Annotated in this window: 14 protein-coding genes; 7 read left to right on the top strand and 7 right to left on the bottom strand. The window is 65.4% G+C overall.

All coding sequences use genetic code 11. The features are described 5' to 3' along the window. The first annotated feature begins 29 nt into the window (after window positions 1-29). The 6 genes from F3J20_RS25145 (at window position 30) to F3J20_RS25120 (ending at window position 6,608) form a co-directional block, all read left to right on the top strand. Window positions 30-1,277: a pyridoxal phosphate-dependent aminotransferase gene (locus F3J20_RS25145; RefSeq protein WP_167038509.1), complete on the top strand. Its 1,248-nt coding sequence runs from the start codon at window positions 30-32 to the stop codon at window positions 1,275-1,277. A 100-nt stretch (window positions 1,278-1,377) separates the two neighbouring features. Further along, window positions 1,378-2,709 carry a homoserine dehydrogenase gene (locus F3J20_RS25140; RefSeq protein ID WP_167284872.1) on the top strand — a complete coding sequence of 444 codons (1,332 nt, stop codon included), beginning with the start codon at window positions 1,378-1,380 and terminating at the stop codon, window positions 2,707-2,709. 8 nt (window positions 2,710-2,717) lie between these two features. Next, a complete protein-coding gene (gene thrC / locus F3J20_RS25135; RefSeq protein ID WP_167038505.1) occupies window positions 2,718-4,169 on the top strand; it encodes a threonine synthase in 1,452 nt (483 codons plus the stop codon). Between the two features lie 253 nt (window positions 4,170-4,422). Further along, on the top strand, window positions 4,423-5,712 hold the full coding sequence (gene glp / locus F3J20_RS25130) for a gephyrin-like molybdotransferase Glp (RefSeq protein WP_167038503.1): 1,290 nt from the start codon (window positions 4,423-4,425) through the stop codon (window positions 5,710-5,712). A 44-nt stretch (window positions 5,713-5,756) separates the two neighbouring features. Beyond that, the gene (gene moaD, locus F3J20_RS25125; RefSeq protein ID WP_167038501.1) at window positions 5,757-6,014 is read left to right on the top strand and encodes a molybdopterin converting factor subunit 1; all 258 of its coding nucleotides are present in this window, start codon (window positions 5,757-5,759) and stop codon (window positions 6,012-6,014) included. Between the two features lie 117 nt (window positions 6,015-6,131). Beyond that, window positions 6,132-6,608: a molybdenum cofactor biosynthesis protein MoaE gene (locus tag F3J20_RS25120; protein WP_167284870.1), complete on the top strand. Its 477-nt coding sequence runs from the start codon at window positions 6,132-6,134 to the stop codon at window positions 6,606-6,608. An 83-nt stretch (window positions 6,609-6,691) separates the two neighbouring features. On the opposite strand, the gene F3J20_RS25115 is transcribed toward F3J20_RS25120, so the two are convergent. Beyond that, complete coding sequence (locus tag F3J20_RS25115; protein ID WP_167038497.1) at window positions 6,692-7,234, bottom strand: group III truncated hemoglobin; 543 nt, start codon at window positions 7,232-7,234, stop codon at window positions 6,692-6,694. 711 nt (window positions 7,235-7,945) lie between these two features. Here F3J20_RS25115 and clpB point away from each other — a divergent pair. Further along, the gene (gene clpB / locus F3J20_RS25110) at window positions 7,946-10,543 is read left to right on the top strand and encodes an ATP-dependent chaperone ClpB (protein ID WP_167284868.1); all 2,598 of its coding nucleotides are present in this window, start codon (window positions 7,946-7,948) and stop codon (window positions 10,541-10,543) included. 169 nt (window positions 10,544-10,712) lie between these two features. Here the strand turns inward: clpB and F3J20_RS25105 are convergent, their stop codons facing one another. The 6 genes from F3J20_RS25105 to F3J20_RS25080 form a co-directional block, all read right to left on the bottom strand. Then, a complete protein-coding gene (locus tag F3J20_RS25105) occupies window positions 10,713-11,144 on the bottom strand; it encodes a YidB family protein (protein WP_167038493.1) in 432 nt (143 codons plus the stop codon). A gap of 272 nt (window positions 11,145-11,416) precedes the next feature. Further along, window positions 11,417-12,040, bottom strand: coding sequence for a helix-hairpin-helix domain-containing protein (locus tag F3J20_RS25100; RefSeq protein WP_167284867.1), 624 nt, complete (start codon window positions 12,038-12,040; stop codon window positions 11,417-11,419). Between the two features lie 313 nt (window positions 12,041-12,353). Further along, entirely contained in the window at window positions 12,354-13,736 is a 1,383-nt protein-coding gene (locus tag F3J20_RS25095; protein WP_167284865.1) for an MATE family efflux transporter, read from the bottom strand. A 2-nt stretch (window positions 13,737-13,738) separates the two neighbouring features. Beyond that, window positions 13,739-15,496, bottom strand: a complete 1,758-nt coding sequence (locus F3J20_RS25090; protein WP_167038487.1) for a glycosyltransferase family 39 protein — start codon at window positions 15,494-15,496, stop codon at window positions 13,739-13,741. Window positions 15,497-15,879: 383 nt separating this feature from the next. After that, window positions 15,880-16,143 (bottom strand): type B 50S ribosomal protein L31, encoded by a 264-nt coding sequence (locus tag F3J20_RS25085; RefSeq protein ID WP_012400355.1) that lies wholly within the window; start codon window positions 16,141-16,143, stop codon window positions 15,880-15,882. Between the two features lie 200 nt (window positions 16,144-16,343). Continuing rightward, a complete protein-coding gene (locus F3J20_RS25080; protein ID WP_167284863.1) occupies window positions 16,344-17,177 on the bottom strand; it encodes a M90 family metallopeptidase in 834 nt (277 codons plus the stop codon). Window positions 17,178-17,321: the final 144 nt, after the last annotated feature.

Genomic DNA, 17,321 nt, shown 5'->3' with positions numbered 1-17,321 from the left:
GGTTTGCCCAAGCCATCAACCAGGATGAAGTGCCCGCCGTGAAACCGATTCTCAAATCCAACAAATTGCTGAATGTCTGCTACGACATTCGCGGGCCCGTCCTCGAACACGCGAAGCGGCTCGAAGAAGAGGGCCATCGCATCATCAAGCTGAACATCGGCAATCTGGCGCCGTTCGGCTTCGAGGCGCCGGACGAGATCATTCAGGACATGATCCTGAATCTGCCCGGTTCGTCCGGCTACTCCGATTCGAAGGGCGTGTTCTCGGCGCGCAAGGCGATCATGCACTACACGCAGCAAAAAGGCGTGCAGGGCGTCGAGCTCGACGACATCTACATCGGCAACGGCGCGTCCGAGCTGATCGTGATGGCGCTGCAGGGCCTCGTCAACGACGGCGACGAAGTGCTGCTGCCGGCACCCGACTACCCGCTGTGGACCGCCGGCGTGAGCCTCGCGGGCGGCACGCCGGTGCACTACATCTGCGACGAGTCGAACCGCTGGATGCCGGATCTCGACGACATCCGCGCGAAAATCACGCCGAACACGCGCGCGCTCGTCGTGATCAACCCGAACAACCCGACCGGCGCGCTGTATTCGGACGAACTGCTGCTCGGCCTCATCGAGATCGCGCGCCAGCACGGCCTCGTGATCTTCGCCGACGAGGTCTACGACAAGATCATCTACGACGGCAAGAGCCACACGGCACTGGCCTCGCTCTCCGAAGACGTGCTGACGGTCACCTTCAACAGCCTCTCGAAAAGCTACCGCTCGTGCGGCTATCGCGCCGGCTGGATGGCGATTTCGGGCCTGACCGGCGAGAACCGCCGGCTCGCGAAAGACTATCTCGAAGGGCTCGGCATTCTCGCGTCGATGCGCCTGTGCCCGAACGTGCCGGGCCAGTACGCGATCCAGACCGCGCTTGGCGGCTACCAGAGCATCAACGACCTGATCGTGCCGAGCGGGCGGCTCTACAAGCAGCGCGAACTCGCCTACGAGATGCTGACGGCAATTCCGGGCGTGAGCTGCGTGAAGCCCGAGGCGGCGCTGTACATGTTCCCGCGCCTCGACCCGAAGGTGTATCCGATCCAGAACGACCAGCAGTTCATCCTCGACCTGCTGCTCGAAGAGCGCGTGCTGCTCGTGCAGGGCACCGGCTTCAACTGGAAAACGCCGGATCACTTCCGCGTCGTGTTCCTGCCGAACGTCGACGACCTCGCGGATTCGATCAACCGGATCGCGCGCTTCCTCGACGGCTACCGCAAACGTCATACAGCCTGAACCGGCCGCGCGTACGATGTGGCGCATGATGTGACCGATGCGCGCGCCGCACGTACCACCCCGACACCCTTTTCAAACCTCTACTAGAAACACACGCTGCATGGAACCGATCAAAGTTGGACTGCTGGGCTTCGGCACGGTAGGCAGCGGCACCTTCACGGTACTGCGCCGCAATCAGGAAGAAATCAAACGTCGCGCGGGCCGCGGCATCGAGATTGTGCGCATTGCCGTGCGCAACCCGGCCAAGGCCACCGCGGCGCTCGGCGGCGCAGCCGGCAGCGTGGCGCTGAGCGACGACTTCAACGCGGTGGTCGACGATCCCTCGATCGACATCGTCGCGGAAATGATCGGCGGCACCGGCATTGCGCGCGAACTCGTGCTGCGCGCGATCAACAACGGCAAGCATGTGGTCACGGCCAACAAGGCGCTGCTCGCGGTGCACGGCACCGAGATTTTCGAGGCGGCGCGCGCGAACGGCGTGATGGTCGCGTTCGAGGCGGCGGTGGCGGGCGGCATTCCGATCATCAAGGCGCTGCGCGAAGGGCTGACGGCGAACCGCATCCAGTACATCGCCGGCATCATCAACGGGACGACCAACTACATCCTCTCGGAGATGCGCGACCGCGGGCTCGATTTCGCGACCGCGCTGAAGGCCGCGCAGGATCTCGGCTACGCGGAAGCGGACCCGACCTTCGACATCGAAGGCGTCGACGCCGCGCACAAGGCGACGATCATGAGCGCGATCGCGTTCGGCGTGCCGGTGCAGTTCGACAAGGCCTACGTCGAGGGCATCAGCAAGCTCGCCGCGATCGACATCAAATACGCCGAGGAACTCGGCTACCGCATCAAGCTGCTCGGCATCACGCGCCGCACCGATAAAGGCATCGAATTGCGTGTGCATCCCACGCTGATTCCGGAAAAGCGCCTGCTCGCCAACGTGGAAGGCGCGATGAACGCGGTGGTCGTGCACGGCGACGCGGTCGGCACGACGCTCTACTATGGCAAGGGCGCGGGCGCGGAGCCGACGGCGTCCGCCGTGGTCGCCGATCTGGTCGACGTGACGCGCCTGCACACGGCCGACCCCGAGCACCGCGTGCCGCATCTCGCGTTCCAGCCCGATAGTCTGTCGAACACGCCGATCCTGCCGATCGACGAGGTGACGAGCGGCTACTACCTGCGCCTGCGCGTCGCCGACGTAACGGGCGTGCTCGCCGACATCACGCGCATCCTGGCCGATACCGGCATTTCGATCGACGCGCTGCTGCAAAAGGAGTCGGAATTCGTCGACGCGAAGGGCAAGGGCGAAACCGACATCCTGCTGATCACGCACGAAACGGTCGAAAAGCAGGTCAACGCCGCGATCAGGTCGATCGAGGCGCTCAAGACCGTCGTCTCGCAAGTCACGAAGCTGCGCATGGAAGCGCTGAACTAGGCCGAACTATGAACTACCTTTCCACGCGCGGCGCCGGAGCCGGCGAGCGCCATACCTTCTCCGACATCCTGCTCGGTGGTCTCGCGAAAGACGGCGGCCTGTATCTGCCGGCCGAGTATCCGCGTGTCACGCAGGGCGAACTGACGCGCTGGCGCACGCTGCCGTACGCGGACCTCGCGTTCGAGATCCTCGCGAAGTTCTGCGACGACATTCCCGCGGAAGACCTGCGCGCGCTCACGCGCAAGACCTACACGGCCGCGACCTACTGCAACGTGCGCGACGACGAAAGCGCCGCGCAGATTACGCCGCTGAAGACGCTCGGCGTCGAGAACGGCGCGCCGCTGTCGCTGCTGGAGCTCTCGAACGGGCCGACGCTCGCGTTCAAGGACATGGCGATGCAGCTGATCGGCAACCTGTTCGAGTACGCGCTGGCGAAGCACGGCGAAACGCTGAACATTCTCGGCGCGACCTCGGGCGACACCGGCAGTGCCGCCGAATATGCGATGCGCGGTAAGCAGGGCATCCGCGTGTTCATGCTGTCGCCGCACAAGAAGATGAGCGCGTTCCAGACCGCGCAGATGTACAGCCTGCAAGACCCGAACATCTTCAACCTCGCGGTGGAAGGCGTGTTCGACGACGCGCAGGACATCGTCAAGGCAGTCTCGAACGATCACGCGTTCAAGGCGAAGTACAAGATCGGCACGGTCAACTCGATCAACTGGGCGCGGGTCGTCGCGCAGGTCGTCTACTACTTCAAGGGCTATTTCGCCGCGACGCAGAGCAACGACGAGCGCGTGTCGTTTACGGTGCCGTCGGGCAACTTCGGCAACGTGTGCGCGGGTCACATCGCGCGCATGATGGGGCTGCCGATCGAGAAGCTCGTGGTCGCGACCAACGAGAACGACGTGCTCGACGAGTTCTTCCGCACCGGCATCTACCGCGTGCGCAAGGCGGCCGAGACGTATCACACGAGCAGCCCGAGCATGGACATCTCGAAGGCGTCGAATTTCGAGCGCTTCGTGTTCGATCTGCTCGGCCGCGATCCGGCGCGCGTGCTGCAACTGTTCCGCGACGTCGAGGAGAAGGGCGGTTTCGACCTCGCGGCAAGCGGCGATTTCGCGCGCGTGAAGCAGTTCGGTTTCGTGTCTGGCCGCAGCAGCCACGACACGCGCGTCGAGACGATCCGCGACGTGTTCGAGCGCTATGACACGATGATCGATACGCACACGGCCGACGGCTTGAAGGTCGCGCGCGAGCATCTGCAAGCGGGCATTCCGATGATCGTGCTCGAGACCGCGCAGCCGATCAAGTTCGGCGAGACGATCCGCGAGGCGCTGCTGCGCGAACCGGAGCGGCCGGCGGCATTCTCGGGGCTCGAGTCGCTGCCGCAGCGCTTCGAGGTCGTGCCGGCGGATGCGCAGCGCGTGAAGGACTTTATCGTCGCGAATACCGGCGAATAAGGGGGGGCGGCGGCATCTCACGAGGCGCGCCGCTTCTCTTCTCTTCAGACTTCTCTCCAGGCTCCCCGCCAGGCGACGCGGCGCATGCGTCGCGAAAACACGCCGGCCGCGCACCCTCGCGGCCGGGCGTCGAGAAAGACAAAAAGCGCTGCGTCGCGCGAGACCGCCCGCGCCGATGGCGTCGGCCGCTACAATATTCTTTTAACCTGCGGCTTCGAACTCCGAGATGTCCACACCAACGCCCCGCGCTCCCATGCTCGCCACTGCCGATGCGCTGGCGATCCTGCTCGACGCAGCGCGCCCGATCGACGGTATCGAAACGCTGCCGACGCTCGACGCGCTGAACCGCGTGCTCGCCGCCGACGTCACGTCGCCGCTCGACGTCCCGCCGATGAACACGAGCGCGATGGACGGCTACGCGGTCCGCCTCGCCGATCTCGCGCACGGCAGCCGCCTGCCGGTTTCGCAACGCATCCCGGCCGGCCATGCGCCGGCGCCGCTTCAGTCCGGCACGGCGGCGCGCATCTTCACCGGCGCGACGGTGCCGCCCGGCGCGGACGCGGTCGTGATGCAGGAGCAGACCGAAGCGGCCGGCGACGAAGTCACGATCGTGCATCGTCCGCAGACGGGCGAATGGATCACGGCGCAGGGCGCCGACATTCGCCAGGGCGCGGTGATCCTGCCGGCCGGCACGCGGCTCACGCCGCAGGCGCTCGGGCTCGCGGCTTCGGTCGGTTGCGCGCGGCTCGCGGTGCGGCGGCGCGTGAAGGTCGCCGTGTTTTTCACCGGCGACGAACTGACGATGCCGGGCGAGCCGCTGAAGCCGGGCGCGATCTACAACTCGAATCGCTTCACGTTGCGCGGGCTGCTCGAAAAGCTCGGCTGCGAAGTCACCGACTACGGCATCGTCGCCGATCGGCTTGAGGCGACCCGCGCGACGCTGCGCGAAGCCGCGCGGGCGCATGACCTGATTCTCACGTGCGGCGGCGTGTCGGTCGGCGAGGAAGATCACGTGAAGCCGGCGGTCGAGGCGGAAGGGCGTCTGTCGATGTGGCAGATCGCGATGAAGCCGGGCAAGCCGCTCGCGTTCGGCGCGGTGCGCCGCGCGGCGGGAGCGGAGGGTGCGGCATCCGTGGGGGCTGAGGCCTCTTCATCGGCGGCGTCGGCGGCTTCGGCAGCGTCCGCGACTCCCACGGCGGCCGAAACGTTTTTCATCGGCCTGCCCGGCAATCCGGTGTCGAGCTTCGCGACGTTCCTGCTGTTCGTGCGGCCGTTCGTGCTGCGGCTGGCCGGCGTGCAGGCGGTCGTGCCGCGCGCGCTGTCGCTGCGCGCCGACTTCACGCAGGCCAAGGCCGATCGGCGCAACGAGTTTCTGCGCGCGCGCGTCAACGCGGCGGGCGGGCTCGATCTGTTTGCGAATCAAAGCTCGGCCGTGCTGACGTCGACCGTGTGGGGCGACGGCCTGATCGACAATCCGCCGAATCACGCGATCAGCGCCGGCGAAACCGTGCGCTTCATTCCGTTTTCCGAACTGCTGAACTGAGGCCGGGCCGCCGCCGCATCCGTGGCGGCGCCGGCGGCATTCCGATGAAGATTGAACTCCGATACTTTGCGAGCGTGCGTGAAGCGCTCAACCGGTCCGACGAAACCGTCGACGTGCCCGATGGCGTGGCGACCGTCGGCGACGTGCGCGCCTGGCTGCGCGTGCGCGGCGGCATCTGGGCCGAAACGCTCGCCGAGGGCCGCGCGCTGCGCATGGCCTGCAATCATGTGATGACCGATGCGAGCACCCGCATTACCGAGGGCTGCGAGGTCGCGTTCTTTCCGCCCGTCACGGGCGGCTAGGGCGTGCTTGCCGCCTGCTTTGCAACCACTTTGCAGCCACCTTCGACGCCGCGCGGTTCTAGGCCGCGTGCGCATCGATTCGCCGCGCACACGCGGTAAAAGCCCGAGGAGCCGCTCATGCCCGTTCGCGTCCAGACCGAAGACTTCGACCTCGGCGCCGAGGTGGCCGCGTTGCGCGCGCGCAATCCGAAGATCGGCGCGGTCGCGTGTTTCGTCGGCACTGTACGCGACCTGAACGAAGGCAGCGCGGTCGAGACGATGGAGCTCGAACACTATCCGGGCATGACGGAGAAGTCGCTGGAAGCGATCGTCGAGCGCGCGCGCGAGCGCTGGCCGGGCATCGAGGTGCTGATCGTGCATCGGGTCGGCCAGCTCTATCCGCTCGACCAGATCGTGCTCGTCGCGACGACGGCCGCGCATCGCGGCGACGCGTTTGCGTCGTGCGAGTTCGTGATGGACTATCTGAAGAGCGAGGCGCCGTTCTGGAAGAAAGAGAAAACCGACGCGGGCGAGCGCTGGGTCGATGCGCGCGTGACCGACGATGCGGCGCTGGCGCGCTGGGGTATCGAGTCGGGGAACCGGAAGGGCGCGTAGAGGCTCGTTGGTTGCGGACCGCTTTGCGACCTGCTTGACTGCGGGCTGCGCCCGCAATACCGCCACCGTCCGCGCAACCCATCTCACTCGTCGCGCGACCGGCCCACAATCGGCACCGGAAACGGCTCGCCGGCGGGCCGGACCGGATGATCGCCGTCATCGTCACGCGGACGGCGTTTCGGCGCGACGCGTTCGAGCAGCGCCTGCTGCTCCGCCGGAATCTTGTAGTCCCACCCAAAACGGCTCAACTGCAGACTTTGCGCGATGCGCAGCGCCGGTTCCATGAATCGGATCGCCGCGGCCGGCTGGTAGCGCGATTCGACGGTATCGAGAAACAGGTACAGCCAGCGGCTGAAATGCTGCGGCTCGATGCCTTCGAGAGGCTGGTGCGCCTGCTGCACATTGCCGCGATACTGCTTCGCGCCGAGCACGAGCGAGCCCCAGAACGTGCACATCTTCGGCAGGTGATCGTCCCAGCGGCCCGCGAGCTTCGCATCGAAGACGGGACCCAGCAGCGCATCGGCGCGCACGCGATCGTAAAAGCCGTAGACGAGCTCGCGGATATTCGCCTCGGTGGGTTCGGCCGCGCGCTCGACCGGCGGCGTGGCGGGAAAAGACGGATTCATGCAAATTCCAGAAAAATTCGGTTGCTGAGCAAGGCGGGGCGTTGCCGTGCCGCGAACGGCTGCCGACCGGCAGGCCCCGCAGTGGCGTTTTTTACGCCAGCCGCGACGAGGGCGCCGGGGGCGGTACGCCAGTGTTTCCGCAACGATCGGAAGCACGCTGCGAATACCTTGCTTGGCATACAAAAGATTAAAGCTTGCCGGACATGACACGAGGCTCGGCGCCGCCAGCCATGCATCTTAGGGCGCGGCGGTGATCCCCGGCAAGCCTGGGGCCGTTTGCCGCAGCCTTGCAACGATGACTTCGCCATGCCGCCCGCGCGCTGCGCGCGAAGCGGCGAGCCGGGCCTTCCTTGTCGCATCCAATCACTATACGATCGACGAAATCGCGCAACCGCAGGCGCCGCTTGCGGCTTTTCTTGGCCTTCGGGCCTTTTGCCGGTAACAGCGATCGCACGCGGTGGCAGCCCAGCATCCGCAGCCCGGCGTTCGCCGCAGCCAAACCAGCCGGACAAAAAAGCCAGCCGAACCGGGCGAGTTCGCGCCAGATCCAGCACCCAGGCGGGCCGACAACCCGTCCGCTTGCCGCAGTGGGGCGCGATCACGTTGGTTCTTTCGCTCAAATGTTAAATAGTTGCGCCCGAGGCCAAAAAAGCGCTTGAAACCCCAATAAAACGCCTCATTTTGGTGGTAATCGAAATTGGAGGTCTCTTGATGAGAATCGACAAACTCACCACTAAATTCCAGGAAGCCCTGGCGGATGCCCAGAGCCTGGCTGTAGGTCATGACAATCAGTACATCGAACCGGTCCACGTGCTGTCGGCGCTCGTCGCGCAGCAGGACGGTTCCGCGCGCTCGCTGCTTTCGCGCGCCGGCGTGCACGTGCAGCCGCTGCTCACCGCGTTGAACGACGCGATCACGCGGCTGCCGCAAGTGCGCGGCACCGACGGCAACGTGCAGATCGGCCGCGAACTGACCGGTCTGCTGAATCAGGCCGACAAGGAAGCGCAGAAGCTCAACGACACGTTCATCGCGAGCGAGATGTTCCTGCTCGCGGTCGCCGACGACAAGGGCGAGGCCGGCCGTCTCGCGCGCGAGCACGGCCTGTCGCGCAAGGCGCTCGAAACCGCGATCGCCGCGGTGCGCGGCGGCTCGCAGGTGCATAGCCAGGACGCCGAAAGCCAGCGCGAGGCGCTCAAGAAATACACGATCGACCTGACCGAGCGCGCCCGCGCCGGCAAGCTCGACCCTGTGATCGGCCGCGACGACGAAATCCGCCGCTCGATCCAGATCCTGCAGCGCCGCACCAAGAACAATCCGGTGCTGATCGGCGAGCCGGGCGTCGGCAAGACCGCGATCGTCGAAGGGCTCGCGCAGCGCATCGTCAACGGCGAAGTGCCGGAAACGCTGAAGAACAAGCGCGTGCTGTCGCTCGACATGGCCGCGCTGCTCGCGGGCGCCAAATATCGCGGCGAGTTCGAGGAGCGCCTGAAGGCCGTGCTCAACGACATCGCCAAGGACGAAGGGCAAACCATCGTCTTTATCGACGAGATTCACACGATGGTCGGCGCCGGCAAGGCCGAGGGCGCGATGGACGCGGGCAACATGCTGAAGCCGGCGCTCTCGCGCGGCGAGCTGCATTGCGTGGGCGCAACGACGCTCGACGAATACCGCAAGTACATCGAGAAGGATGCCGCGCTCGAACGCCGCTTCCAGAAGGTGCTGGTGGACGAGCCGTCGGTCGAGGCGACCATCGCGATCCTGCGCGGCTTGCAGGAGCGCTATGAGCTGCACCACGGCGTCGACATCACCGACCCGGCGATCGTCGCGGCGGCCGAGCTGTCGCATCGCTACATCACCGACCGCTTCCTGCCGGACAAGGCGATCGATCTGATCGACGAAGCCGCCTCGAAGATCAAGATGGAAATCGACTCGAAACCGGAAGAGATGGACCGGCTCGACCGTCGCCTGATCCAGCTGAAGATCGAACGCGAAGCGGTGAAGAAGGAAAAGGACGAAGCCTCGCAGAAGCGTCTGCAACTGATCGAAGAGGAAATCGAGCGCCTGAACCGCGAATATTCGGACCTCGACGAAATCTGGACCGCGGAAAAAGCCACGGTGCAGGGCAGCGCGCAACTGAAGGAAGAGATCGAGAAGACGCGCGCGGAAATCACGCGTCTGCAACGCGAGGGCAAGCTCGAAAAGGTCGCCGAATTGCAGTACGGCAAGCTGCCGGGGCTCGAAGCGCAACTGAAGGAAGTGACGCGCGCCGAAGCCGAAGAGCAGAACAGTCCGAAGCGTCCGCGTCTGCTGCGCACGCAGGTGGGGGCGGAAGAAATTGCCGAGGTCGTCTCGCGTGCCACCGGCATTCCGGTGTCGCGCATGATGCAGGGCGAGCGCGAGAAGCTGTTGCAGATCGAGTCGAAGCTGCATGAGCGCGTGGTCGGCCAGGACGAGGCGATCAACGCGGTGGCCGATGCGATCCGCCGCTCGCGCGCGGGTCTGTCGGACCCGAACCGTCCGTATGGCTCGTTCCTGTTCCTTGGGCCGACCGGCGTCGGCAAGACAGAGCTGTGCAAGGCGCTGGCGTCGTTCCTGTTCGATTCGGAAGAGCACCTCATTCGTATCGACATGAGCGAGTTCATGGAGAAGCACAGCGTCGCGCGTCTGATCGGCGCGCCGCCGGGCTACGTCGGCTACGAGGAAGGCGGCTATCTGACCGAGGCCGTGCGCCGCAAGCCGTATAGCGTGATCCTGCTCGACGAGATCGAGAAGGCGCATCCGGACGTGTTCAACGTGCTCCTGCAGGTGCTCGACGACGGCCGCATGACCGACGGCCAGGGCCGCACCGTCGACTTCAAGAACACGGTGATCGTGATGACCTCCAACCTCGGTTCGCAGGTGATCCAGTCGATGGTCGGCGAGTCGCAGGAAGCGGTGAAGGACGCCGTGTGGGAAGAGGTGAAGCTGCACTTCAGGCCCGAGTTCCTGAACCGGATCGACGACGTCGTCGTGTTCCATGCGCTCGATCGCTCGAACATCCAGTCGATCGCGCGGATTCAGTTGCAGCGACTGCACGAGCGGCTTGCCAAGCTCGACATGCAACTGGTGGTATCGGACGCGGCGCTCGAACACATCGGCAAGGTCGGCTACGACCCGCTGTTCGGCGCGCGGCCGTTGAAGCGCGCGATCCAGCAGGAGATCGAGAACCCGATCGCGAAGCTGATTCTGGCCGGCAAGTTCGGTCCGAAGGATGTGATTCCGGTCGAAATGGAAGACGGCAAACTGGTGTTCGACCGCGTCGTGCATTGAGCGCGGTGTGCTCTTGTCACGCCGGGTAGCAGGGTTGGCGGGGCGTTGATCGAGCGGCTCCCGCCGCCGCAATGAAAAAGCGGCAACGAAGGAAACTTCGTTGCCGCTTTTTTTGCCCGCGGGCTTGGGCGCGCGCCGCGGGTTCCGGGTTGCGAGCGAATCGCCGCGCTTAAGCGTTGCCCTTGTTGCCGAGCAGCGATGCGATGCCGCCGAGTGCGCCGAGCACCGAGGTCGTGTTCAACTGGCCGCTGGCCGGCACTTCGCCTTCCGGCGTGGCCGCGTTGACGACGTGCGGCAGGATCTGCGAGAGCAGGCCCGTCACCTGATCGGGCTGGATGCCGGCCTTCGCGGCGAGGCTGGTCACGGCTTCCGAGCCGAGCACGCCATGCAGCGCATCGGCGGCGATCGGCTGGTTCTCGCCGTTGCCGACCCACGAGGACACGACGTCGCCGAGGCCCTTTTCCTGGAAGCGCTGGACCAGGCCGTTCAGGCCGCCCGGCTGGTTGTTGACGAATTCGAGCGCGGCTGCGATCAGCGCTTGCTGGCCGCCGCCTTCGGGCGACTTGCCAATCAGGGAACCGATAGTGTCGAGTAGGCTCATGACGGTCTCTCTTGAATGCCGGCGCGCGCATGGCGGCCTGGCGGGTGAAAGCGCCGCGCGGTTGCGCGGCACGTTGAAACGGAAGAACGGTGGCGGGCGGCTTGGCCACGCACGTTACGCGTGAATCGTCTGCATTCGTTCGCGTGTTGCGCGGGCCTGACGCACGGCCTTGCAGCATGGATTCGCGATGCCGCCGGCCACGTCCTGGCGTGTTGCTGCTCGTGCTGCTCGATGCGTTGCTGCGGTAGGGCTTCGGTACGTCTGCGGCAGCGTTATGCGCCGGAAGCCGCGGCGGCCGATGCCGCCTTGCTCTTCTTCGCCTTCTTCTTCGAGGCCTTGGTGCCGGATGCGGCAGCCGGCGCGCTCGCAGCGGCTACCGGTGCCGATGCGGCCGCTGCCTCGGCTGCGGCGGCTTTGCTCTTCTTCTTCGACTTCGACGGTTTCGCCGCGGACGCTTGCGTGGGCGCGGCCGGTGCGGTCGTGGCAGCCGGTGCCGATGCTGCGGTCGTAGCCGCGGGTGCGGCGGTGGTCGGCGCGGGAGCCGCCGTGGTCGCAGCCGGAGCCGCTGCCGGTGCGGCCTTCGTGCTGGCCGATTTCGTGGATGCCTTCGCGCCGGTCGGCGGCGCGGACGAGCCGTTGATCGTCAGGCCGGCCGCTTCGAGATTCTGGACCGATTTGGTGCCGATGCCCTTCACCCGCGCGGCGAGATCATCGGCATCCTTGAACGGGCCGTTTTTGGTCCGCTCGTCGATGATCGCTTTCGCATGCACGGGGCCGATGCCCTTGACCGATTCAAGCCCCGCCTGATCGGCGGAATTCACTTCAACGGCTGCGGCAAAACCGGCCGACAGCGACAAAGCCACAGCAACGCAAAGCATTAAAAGCTTCTTCAGCATGGCAAGCACTCCATTGAGGGCAAAAAAAGTTAGCCGGGAACGGACGACGCATTCTGTCGAGCGGCGCTGCGCTTAAGCATAGAACAAATCGCCGGCCCTTATTTGCGAACGCGGACGATTTATACCGATCGTTTCGAGACAAGTAAATCGCGGCGGACAATATTTAAACTTTTTGCCAGCCGGATAGCATGGTCTGCATAGTCTCCTTGAAGCCGTCGTTGCGAGAATTCGCCGTTGCCGTTTGAATCTTCCGATTCAAACCCCGCTTTCTCCCGATCCTACCCGCAACCACACGCAGCTACCCACAGCCGCTTTATCGCGCAGCCGAATCCACCTTCATTCCTACAGCTTCGCGCATATGTCGCCGGCTCACGAAGCGCCAGTACACGAACAGGCCGATTCCGGCCAGCGCGAGACTCGCCGTATTCGCGACCCAGAAGCCGCGCGCGCCGGTCAGCCACGGTGGCGTGACGCCGGTCGTATCGAAGCCGAGCAGGTAGCCGCCGCCGAGCCCGACGCCCCACAGCGCAACCGCATAGATCACGGTCGGCACGACCGCCACCTTGTAGGCGCGCAACACGAACGCGGTCGAGATCTGCAACGCGTCGAACAGGTGATAGCAGACGACGATCAGCACGAGCGGCAACGCCTTCGCCGCGACCTGCGCGTCGGTCGTATAACCGTCGACGATATACGGCCGCAGCAGAAGCACGAGCGCGCCATAGCAGCAGGCGATCGCCACCGCCATCGCGATGCCGTGACGCGACAGCGTGCGCGCCGCGTCCGGCTTATGCGCACCGAGCGCCTGGGCGACGAGCGTCGACGATGCGATGCCGATCGACAGCGGCGTCATGTAGAGCACCGCGCCGATGTTGCCGGCGATCTGATGCCCCGCGAGCGTCGTTGTGCCGAAGCGCGCGATAAAGAGCGCCATGAACGTGTACGACGTGACTTCGATCAGGTACGACAGCCCCATCGGAATGCCGAGCCGCAACTGTGCTGCCTGGCGCTTCCAGACCGGCCAGCAGAAGTGCGTGAAGATGCCGAGCGGCCTGAACACGTCGACGCGCACGAGCAGCAGCATGCCGAGCACGGCGAGCCCCCAGTTGATCGTGGTGCTCGCGAGCGCGCAGCCGGGACCGCCGAGCGCTGGCACACCGAGGCCGCCGAAAATGAGCCACGTATTGAGCGGAATCTTGAGCAGCAGCGCGCCGATCTGCAGGAACATCACGAGCCGCGGCTTGCCGAGCGCATTGGCGACCGAACTGTAGACGCGAAACGCGAGGCCGGCGGGCAGGCCGAACGCGAGAATCCGCAGATACGCGAGCGTGCGTTCGTGCAGCGCCTCGGGCACGCGGGAGAGTGCCAGCAGCGGCCCCGGAAAGAACAGGATCAGAAAGCCGATCACGGTCAGCGCGGCGGCGAGCCAGAACGACTGGCGCACTTCCTCGCCGATCTCGCCATGGCGGCGCGCGCCGTAGAGCTGCGCGGCAATCGGCTGCAATGCGGTGAGGATGCCGGTCAGGCTGATATAGACCGACACGTAGATCGACGAACCGAGACCGAGCGCGGCCAGATCGACGGCCGAGTAGCGGCCGACCATCGCCGTATCGATCACGCCAAAGGCGATGATCGCCAGTTGGCCGATCAATACGGGCCACGCGAGCGCGGCGATTTTCCGTATGTCGGCGAACATCGTCAGTCGAGCCTCTTGCGCCAGCCGCGCCGCTTGCCGGGCGGCGGCTTCGGACGGTCGATGCGCACGTACAGGCGGAAGCGTTCGTCGCGGTCGGCGGCGCGGCGGCCTTCCCAGACGAGCTTCCAGATGTAGTCGGGCATCGCGCTCGGATCGCCGTACTCCTGCGTGTCCTGGCGCAGGATCACGTCGCAGTCCTGGTCGAACGCGAAGTGCATGTCGCCGAAATAGGCGAAGGTCGCGATCTGCGCATTGCCGAGCCGCACGGGCGAGATGCAGGTGTAGTCCTCGGGCAGATGGCTCGCGATCTGTTGCGCGACGTCGCGGTAGGTCCGGCTGTAGTTGACGACCGGCAGCCAGAGGGTCATCAGCAGCACCCACATCAGCGTGGTGCCGGCGCTCGAGAGCACGACGCTGCGCCACAGCACCTTCGGATGACGCGCGAGACGCCAGCGCACGAGCACGAACCAGCACACCGTCACGGCCACTGCGCACACGAACGAGAGAATCTTGAACTGCGGCACGAAGCCCGGCGCGAGCCGAGCCAGATTGCGCGCGAGCGGATGCGGAAAACCGGTGAGGCTGGCCACGTACACGAGCCACACGAAGCTGCCGAGAATCGTGAAGCTCAACAGTGCGAACCAGTCGATCGCGTTGATCGCGCCGCGCTTGAGCGTCGGCAGCGCGAAGGTCGCCAGCACCGCGAGCGGCGGCAGCAACAGCATGTAGAGCCGGTTCGACTGATGGCTTTGCAGCACGACGAGCACGAAGAGCGGGCCGATTACCGAGAGCGGAATCGCCACGTGCGGCGCGCGGCGCAGTCCCTTCCAGCTGAACCACGACCACAGCGCGAGCGGCCATGCGGGCCAGGTGAAGAGCGGCAGGTTTTTCAGCGCATAGGCGGCGACCGAGCCGGGCGGCCCCGCGAACGAAATCAGGCTGACGTGGACCCACTGGTTCAGATACCAGACGGCGTCGTCGGGGAAGGCGGCGATGGCGATGAGCGGCCACGATATCGCGAGCACGAGCGCGACCGGCAGACCCGCGAGCAGCAGCCAGCGCGAGCGCGTTTCGCGCACGATCAGCGTCATCGCGAGCGTGCCGAGCAGCAGCGCGCCGACCAGCACGGGACTGCTCGCGAGCGTGACGAGGCCGATCGCGAGACCCCAGATCAGCGCGCCCTGGATCGGCTTGTCGATCATGCGCACGAGGCCGTACACGAGCATTGCGATGCAGACGAACTGCGCGAGTTGCGGCGTGGTTTCGTGACCGCGCTCGGCGAGGCCGAAGCATGCGAGCAGGATCAGCAGCGCGCCGTCGCCGAGCGTGCGGCCGTAGTCGCGCGGTTCCGGCTCGCCGCCGAACGCATATTTGAACGGCTGGACCTCGGCGCGCCGGCCGAGCAGGTAAGCGGCATACCAGACGAACGCGCAGCCCGCGCAGAACAGCAGGCCCGTGAATACGCGCGAGGCGTTGCTCGCATCGACCCACGGCGCGAGCACGCGGATCGCACTGGCGCCGAGCCAGTAGCCGAGCGGGCCGTCCTCGGTCATATATTTGCCGACGAGGTTCGGCAGCAGCCAGTCGTGGGCGCCGCCGTTCGCCATGGTCCACATGACACCGAAGCCGGCTGCGTCCTCGTTCTTCCACGGGTCGCGACCGAACAGGCCGAACGATGCGTAGACGATACAGATGGTCAGCAGCAGCCAGCGCGGCAAGGCACTGGTTGCTGAGGCAGTGAGGCGAACGACAGGTCTCATGCGGTGTGTCGGTATTGGATAGGCGATGCAGCCGGAGCGGGCCGGCGGGTCAGGGCGGAAGGGCCCGTCTCGAGCATCCGGCATTGTAGACGTGCCGTGCGATGCGCGTCACGGGCGGTAACGGCCGGCAACGTCCTTATGCGTGCTGTAACAGTGGCGATAGCGGTGGCGCAAACGGAGCCACGCGCGGGAACGCAAGGGAGCGTGCGGCAGTGAGCAGGGCGGTGAGCGGAAGCGGCTACAAACGCGGACACAAAATCGGACACAGAATCGGACACAAACGCGTGCCCAAACGCAGGCGAAAGTGGGCGATACGAAAAAGGGCAGCTCGCGCTGCCCTTTTTTTGCTTCGCTGCCGGCCCGAGGCCAGCGACGATGCGGTATTACTTTGCTGCCTTGCCCGAAGCGCGTGCGCCGAACTTCTTGTTGAACTTCTCGACGCGGCCTGCCGTGTCCATGATCTTTTGCTGGCCGGTGTAGAACGGATGCGATTCCGACGACACTTCGATCTTTGCGAGCGGGTAGGTCTTGCCGTTGAATTCGGCGGTTTCACGCGTCTGGATGGTCGAGCGCGTCACGAACTTGAAGTCGTTCGACATGTCGATGAACAGGACTTCGCGGTAATCCGGGTGAATGCCTTCTTTCATGGTCTTTCCTTTAATCTGGCGGTAGCCAACCCGCGTGCAGCCTCGATAATCGGACTGCCTTCAGGCGCGAGCCACTTGCCTACGGTCGAAAAACCGCGATTATGCCAGAAAATCAGTTGCTTGGCGAATTTTCTGCCAGCGGTTTCTGCTGGCCTTGCCTCGGCTCATTGAATGGCGCCGGCGGCCCCCCGGCGCTGCCATCAAACCGGCGCGAAGCTCAGCCTCACGCGCGCCGGGTCCTGCCGGTAGTAGCGCGCGAGCAGCCGGTACAGTTCCGGATACTCGGCCTCGAACGCTTGCGGCCGCACGAACAGCGCCTCGCTGCACACGGCAAAAAATTCCGATGGATGATCGGCCGCATACGGATCGATCAGCGAGTCGCGCTCGAAACGCGCCCAGCGGTGTTCCGGCACCGCGTCGACCTTCGCGCAGAACTGGTCGTACGCGTGGTCGAACACGTCGGCCCATGCCCCGCTATCGAGCGGCGCGTGCCAGCGGCGCAGCAGCGGCGGGTGGCCGTCCGCTTCGCCGTTCAGCATGTCGATCTTGTGCGCGAACTCGTGGATCACGACGTTGTACGCGTCGGTGCCGTCCGTCATCTGCGCGTCTTCCCACGACAGCACCACCGGCCCGCCTTCCCACGCCTCGCCGCTCGCATCGTGCTCGATCTCGTGGACCACGCCGTCTTCGTCCTCGACGGTCTTGCGAATCACGAACTCACCCGGATAGACGATCACGCCGACCCAGCCGCGGTACAGATCGAGGCCCAGGTTCAGCACGGGCAGGCAGGCTTGCGCGGCGATGCCGACCGTCATTGCGTCGGTCAGCTCCAGTTCGTGCGCGGTGGAGAACTCCTTTTGCGCGATGAACAGGCTCGTCAGCTCGCGCAGCCGCGCGAGATCGGGCGCATCGAGATGCGCGAGAAACGGCAAGCCGTCGAGCGTGGCCTGCCACAGCGGCTCGTCGATTGCGTAATCGCGCAGCGCGCGCTCGCGGCGGCGTGTGCCGAGCCAGTCGGTGAGTTTCGAGAGCATGGCGTGAGCCTACCTCTAGTCGATCTGTTTTTGCTGCACGGTGAACAGGGCGCCGCGTAGCGCGACGCCGATCAGCGGATTAAAACCGTTGGGCGAAGCCGGAAAGCTTGTCTGCCGCGCGAGCATCCGCGCTGGTCGTGCGAC

Origin of the sequence: Paraburkholderia sp. Cy-641 (assembly GCF_011752945.1) — a bacterium.
GTDB lineage: Bacteria > Pseudomonadota > Gammaproteobacteria > Burkholderiales > Burkholderiaceae > Paraburkholderia.
This window is presented reverse-complemented; position numbering and strand designations above follow the sequence as displayed.

Coding starts and splice junctions, on each gene's coding strand:
- F3J20_RS25140 (WP_167284872.1), top strand. CDS start 1,378: ATGGAACCGATCAAAGTTGGACTGCTGGGCTTCGGCACGGTAGGCAGC.
- thrC (WP_167038505.1), top strand. CDS start 2,718: ATGAACTACCTTTCCACGCGCGGCGCCGGAGCCGGCGAGCGCCATACC.
- glp (WP_167038503.1), top strand. CDS start 4,423: ATGCTCGCCACTGCCGATGCGCTGGCGATCCTGCTCGACGCAGCGCGC.
- moaD (WP_167038501.1), top strand. CDS start 5,757: ATGAAGATTGAACTCCGATACTTTGCGAGCGTGCGTGAAGCGCTCAAC.
- F3J20_RS25120 (WP_167284870.1), top strand. CDS start 6,132: ATGCCCGTTCGCGTCCAGACCGAAGACTTCGACCTCGGCGCCGAGGTG.
- F3J20_RS25115 (WP_167038497.1), bottom strand. CDS start 7,234: ATGAATCCGTCTTTTCCCGCCACGCCGCCGGTCGAGCGCGCGGCCGAA.
- clpB (WP_167284868.1), top strand. CDS start 7,946: ATGAGAATCGACAAACTCACCACTAAATTCCAGGAAGCCCTGGCGGAT.
- F3J20_RS25105 (WP_167038493.1), bottom strand. CDS start 11,144: ATGAGCCTACTCGACACTATCGGTTCCCTGATTGGCAAGTCGCCCGAA.
- F3J20_RS25100 (WP_167284867.1), bottom strand. CDS start 12,040: ATGCTGAAGAAGCTTTTAATGCTTTGCGTTGCTGTGGCTTTGTCGCTG.
- F3J20_RS25095 (WP_167284865.1), bottom strand. CDS start 13,736: ATGTTCGCCGACATACGGAAAATCGCCGCGCTCGCGTGGCCCGTATTG.
- F3J20_RS25090 (WP_167038487.1), bottom strand. CDS start 15,496: ATGAGACCTGTCGTTCGCCTCACTGCCTCAGCAACCAGTGCCTTGCCG.
- F3J20_RS25085 (WP_012400355.1), bottom strand. CDS start 16,143: ATGAAAGAAGGCATTCACCCGGATTACCGCGAAGTCCTGTTCATCGAC.
- F3J20_RS25080 (WP_167284863.1), bottom strand. CDS start 17,177: ATGCTCTCGAAACTCACCGACTGGCTCGGCACACGCCGCCGCGAGCGC.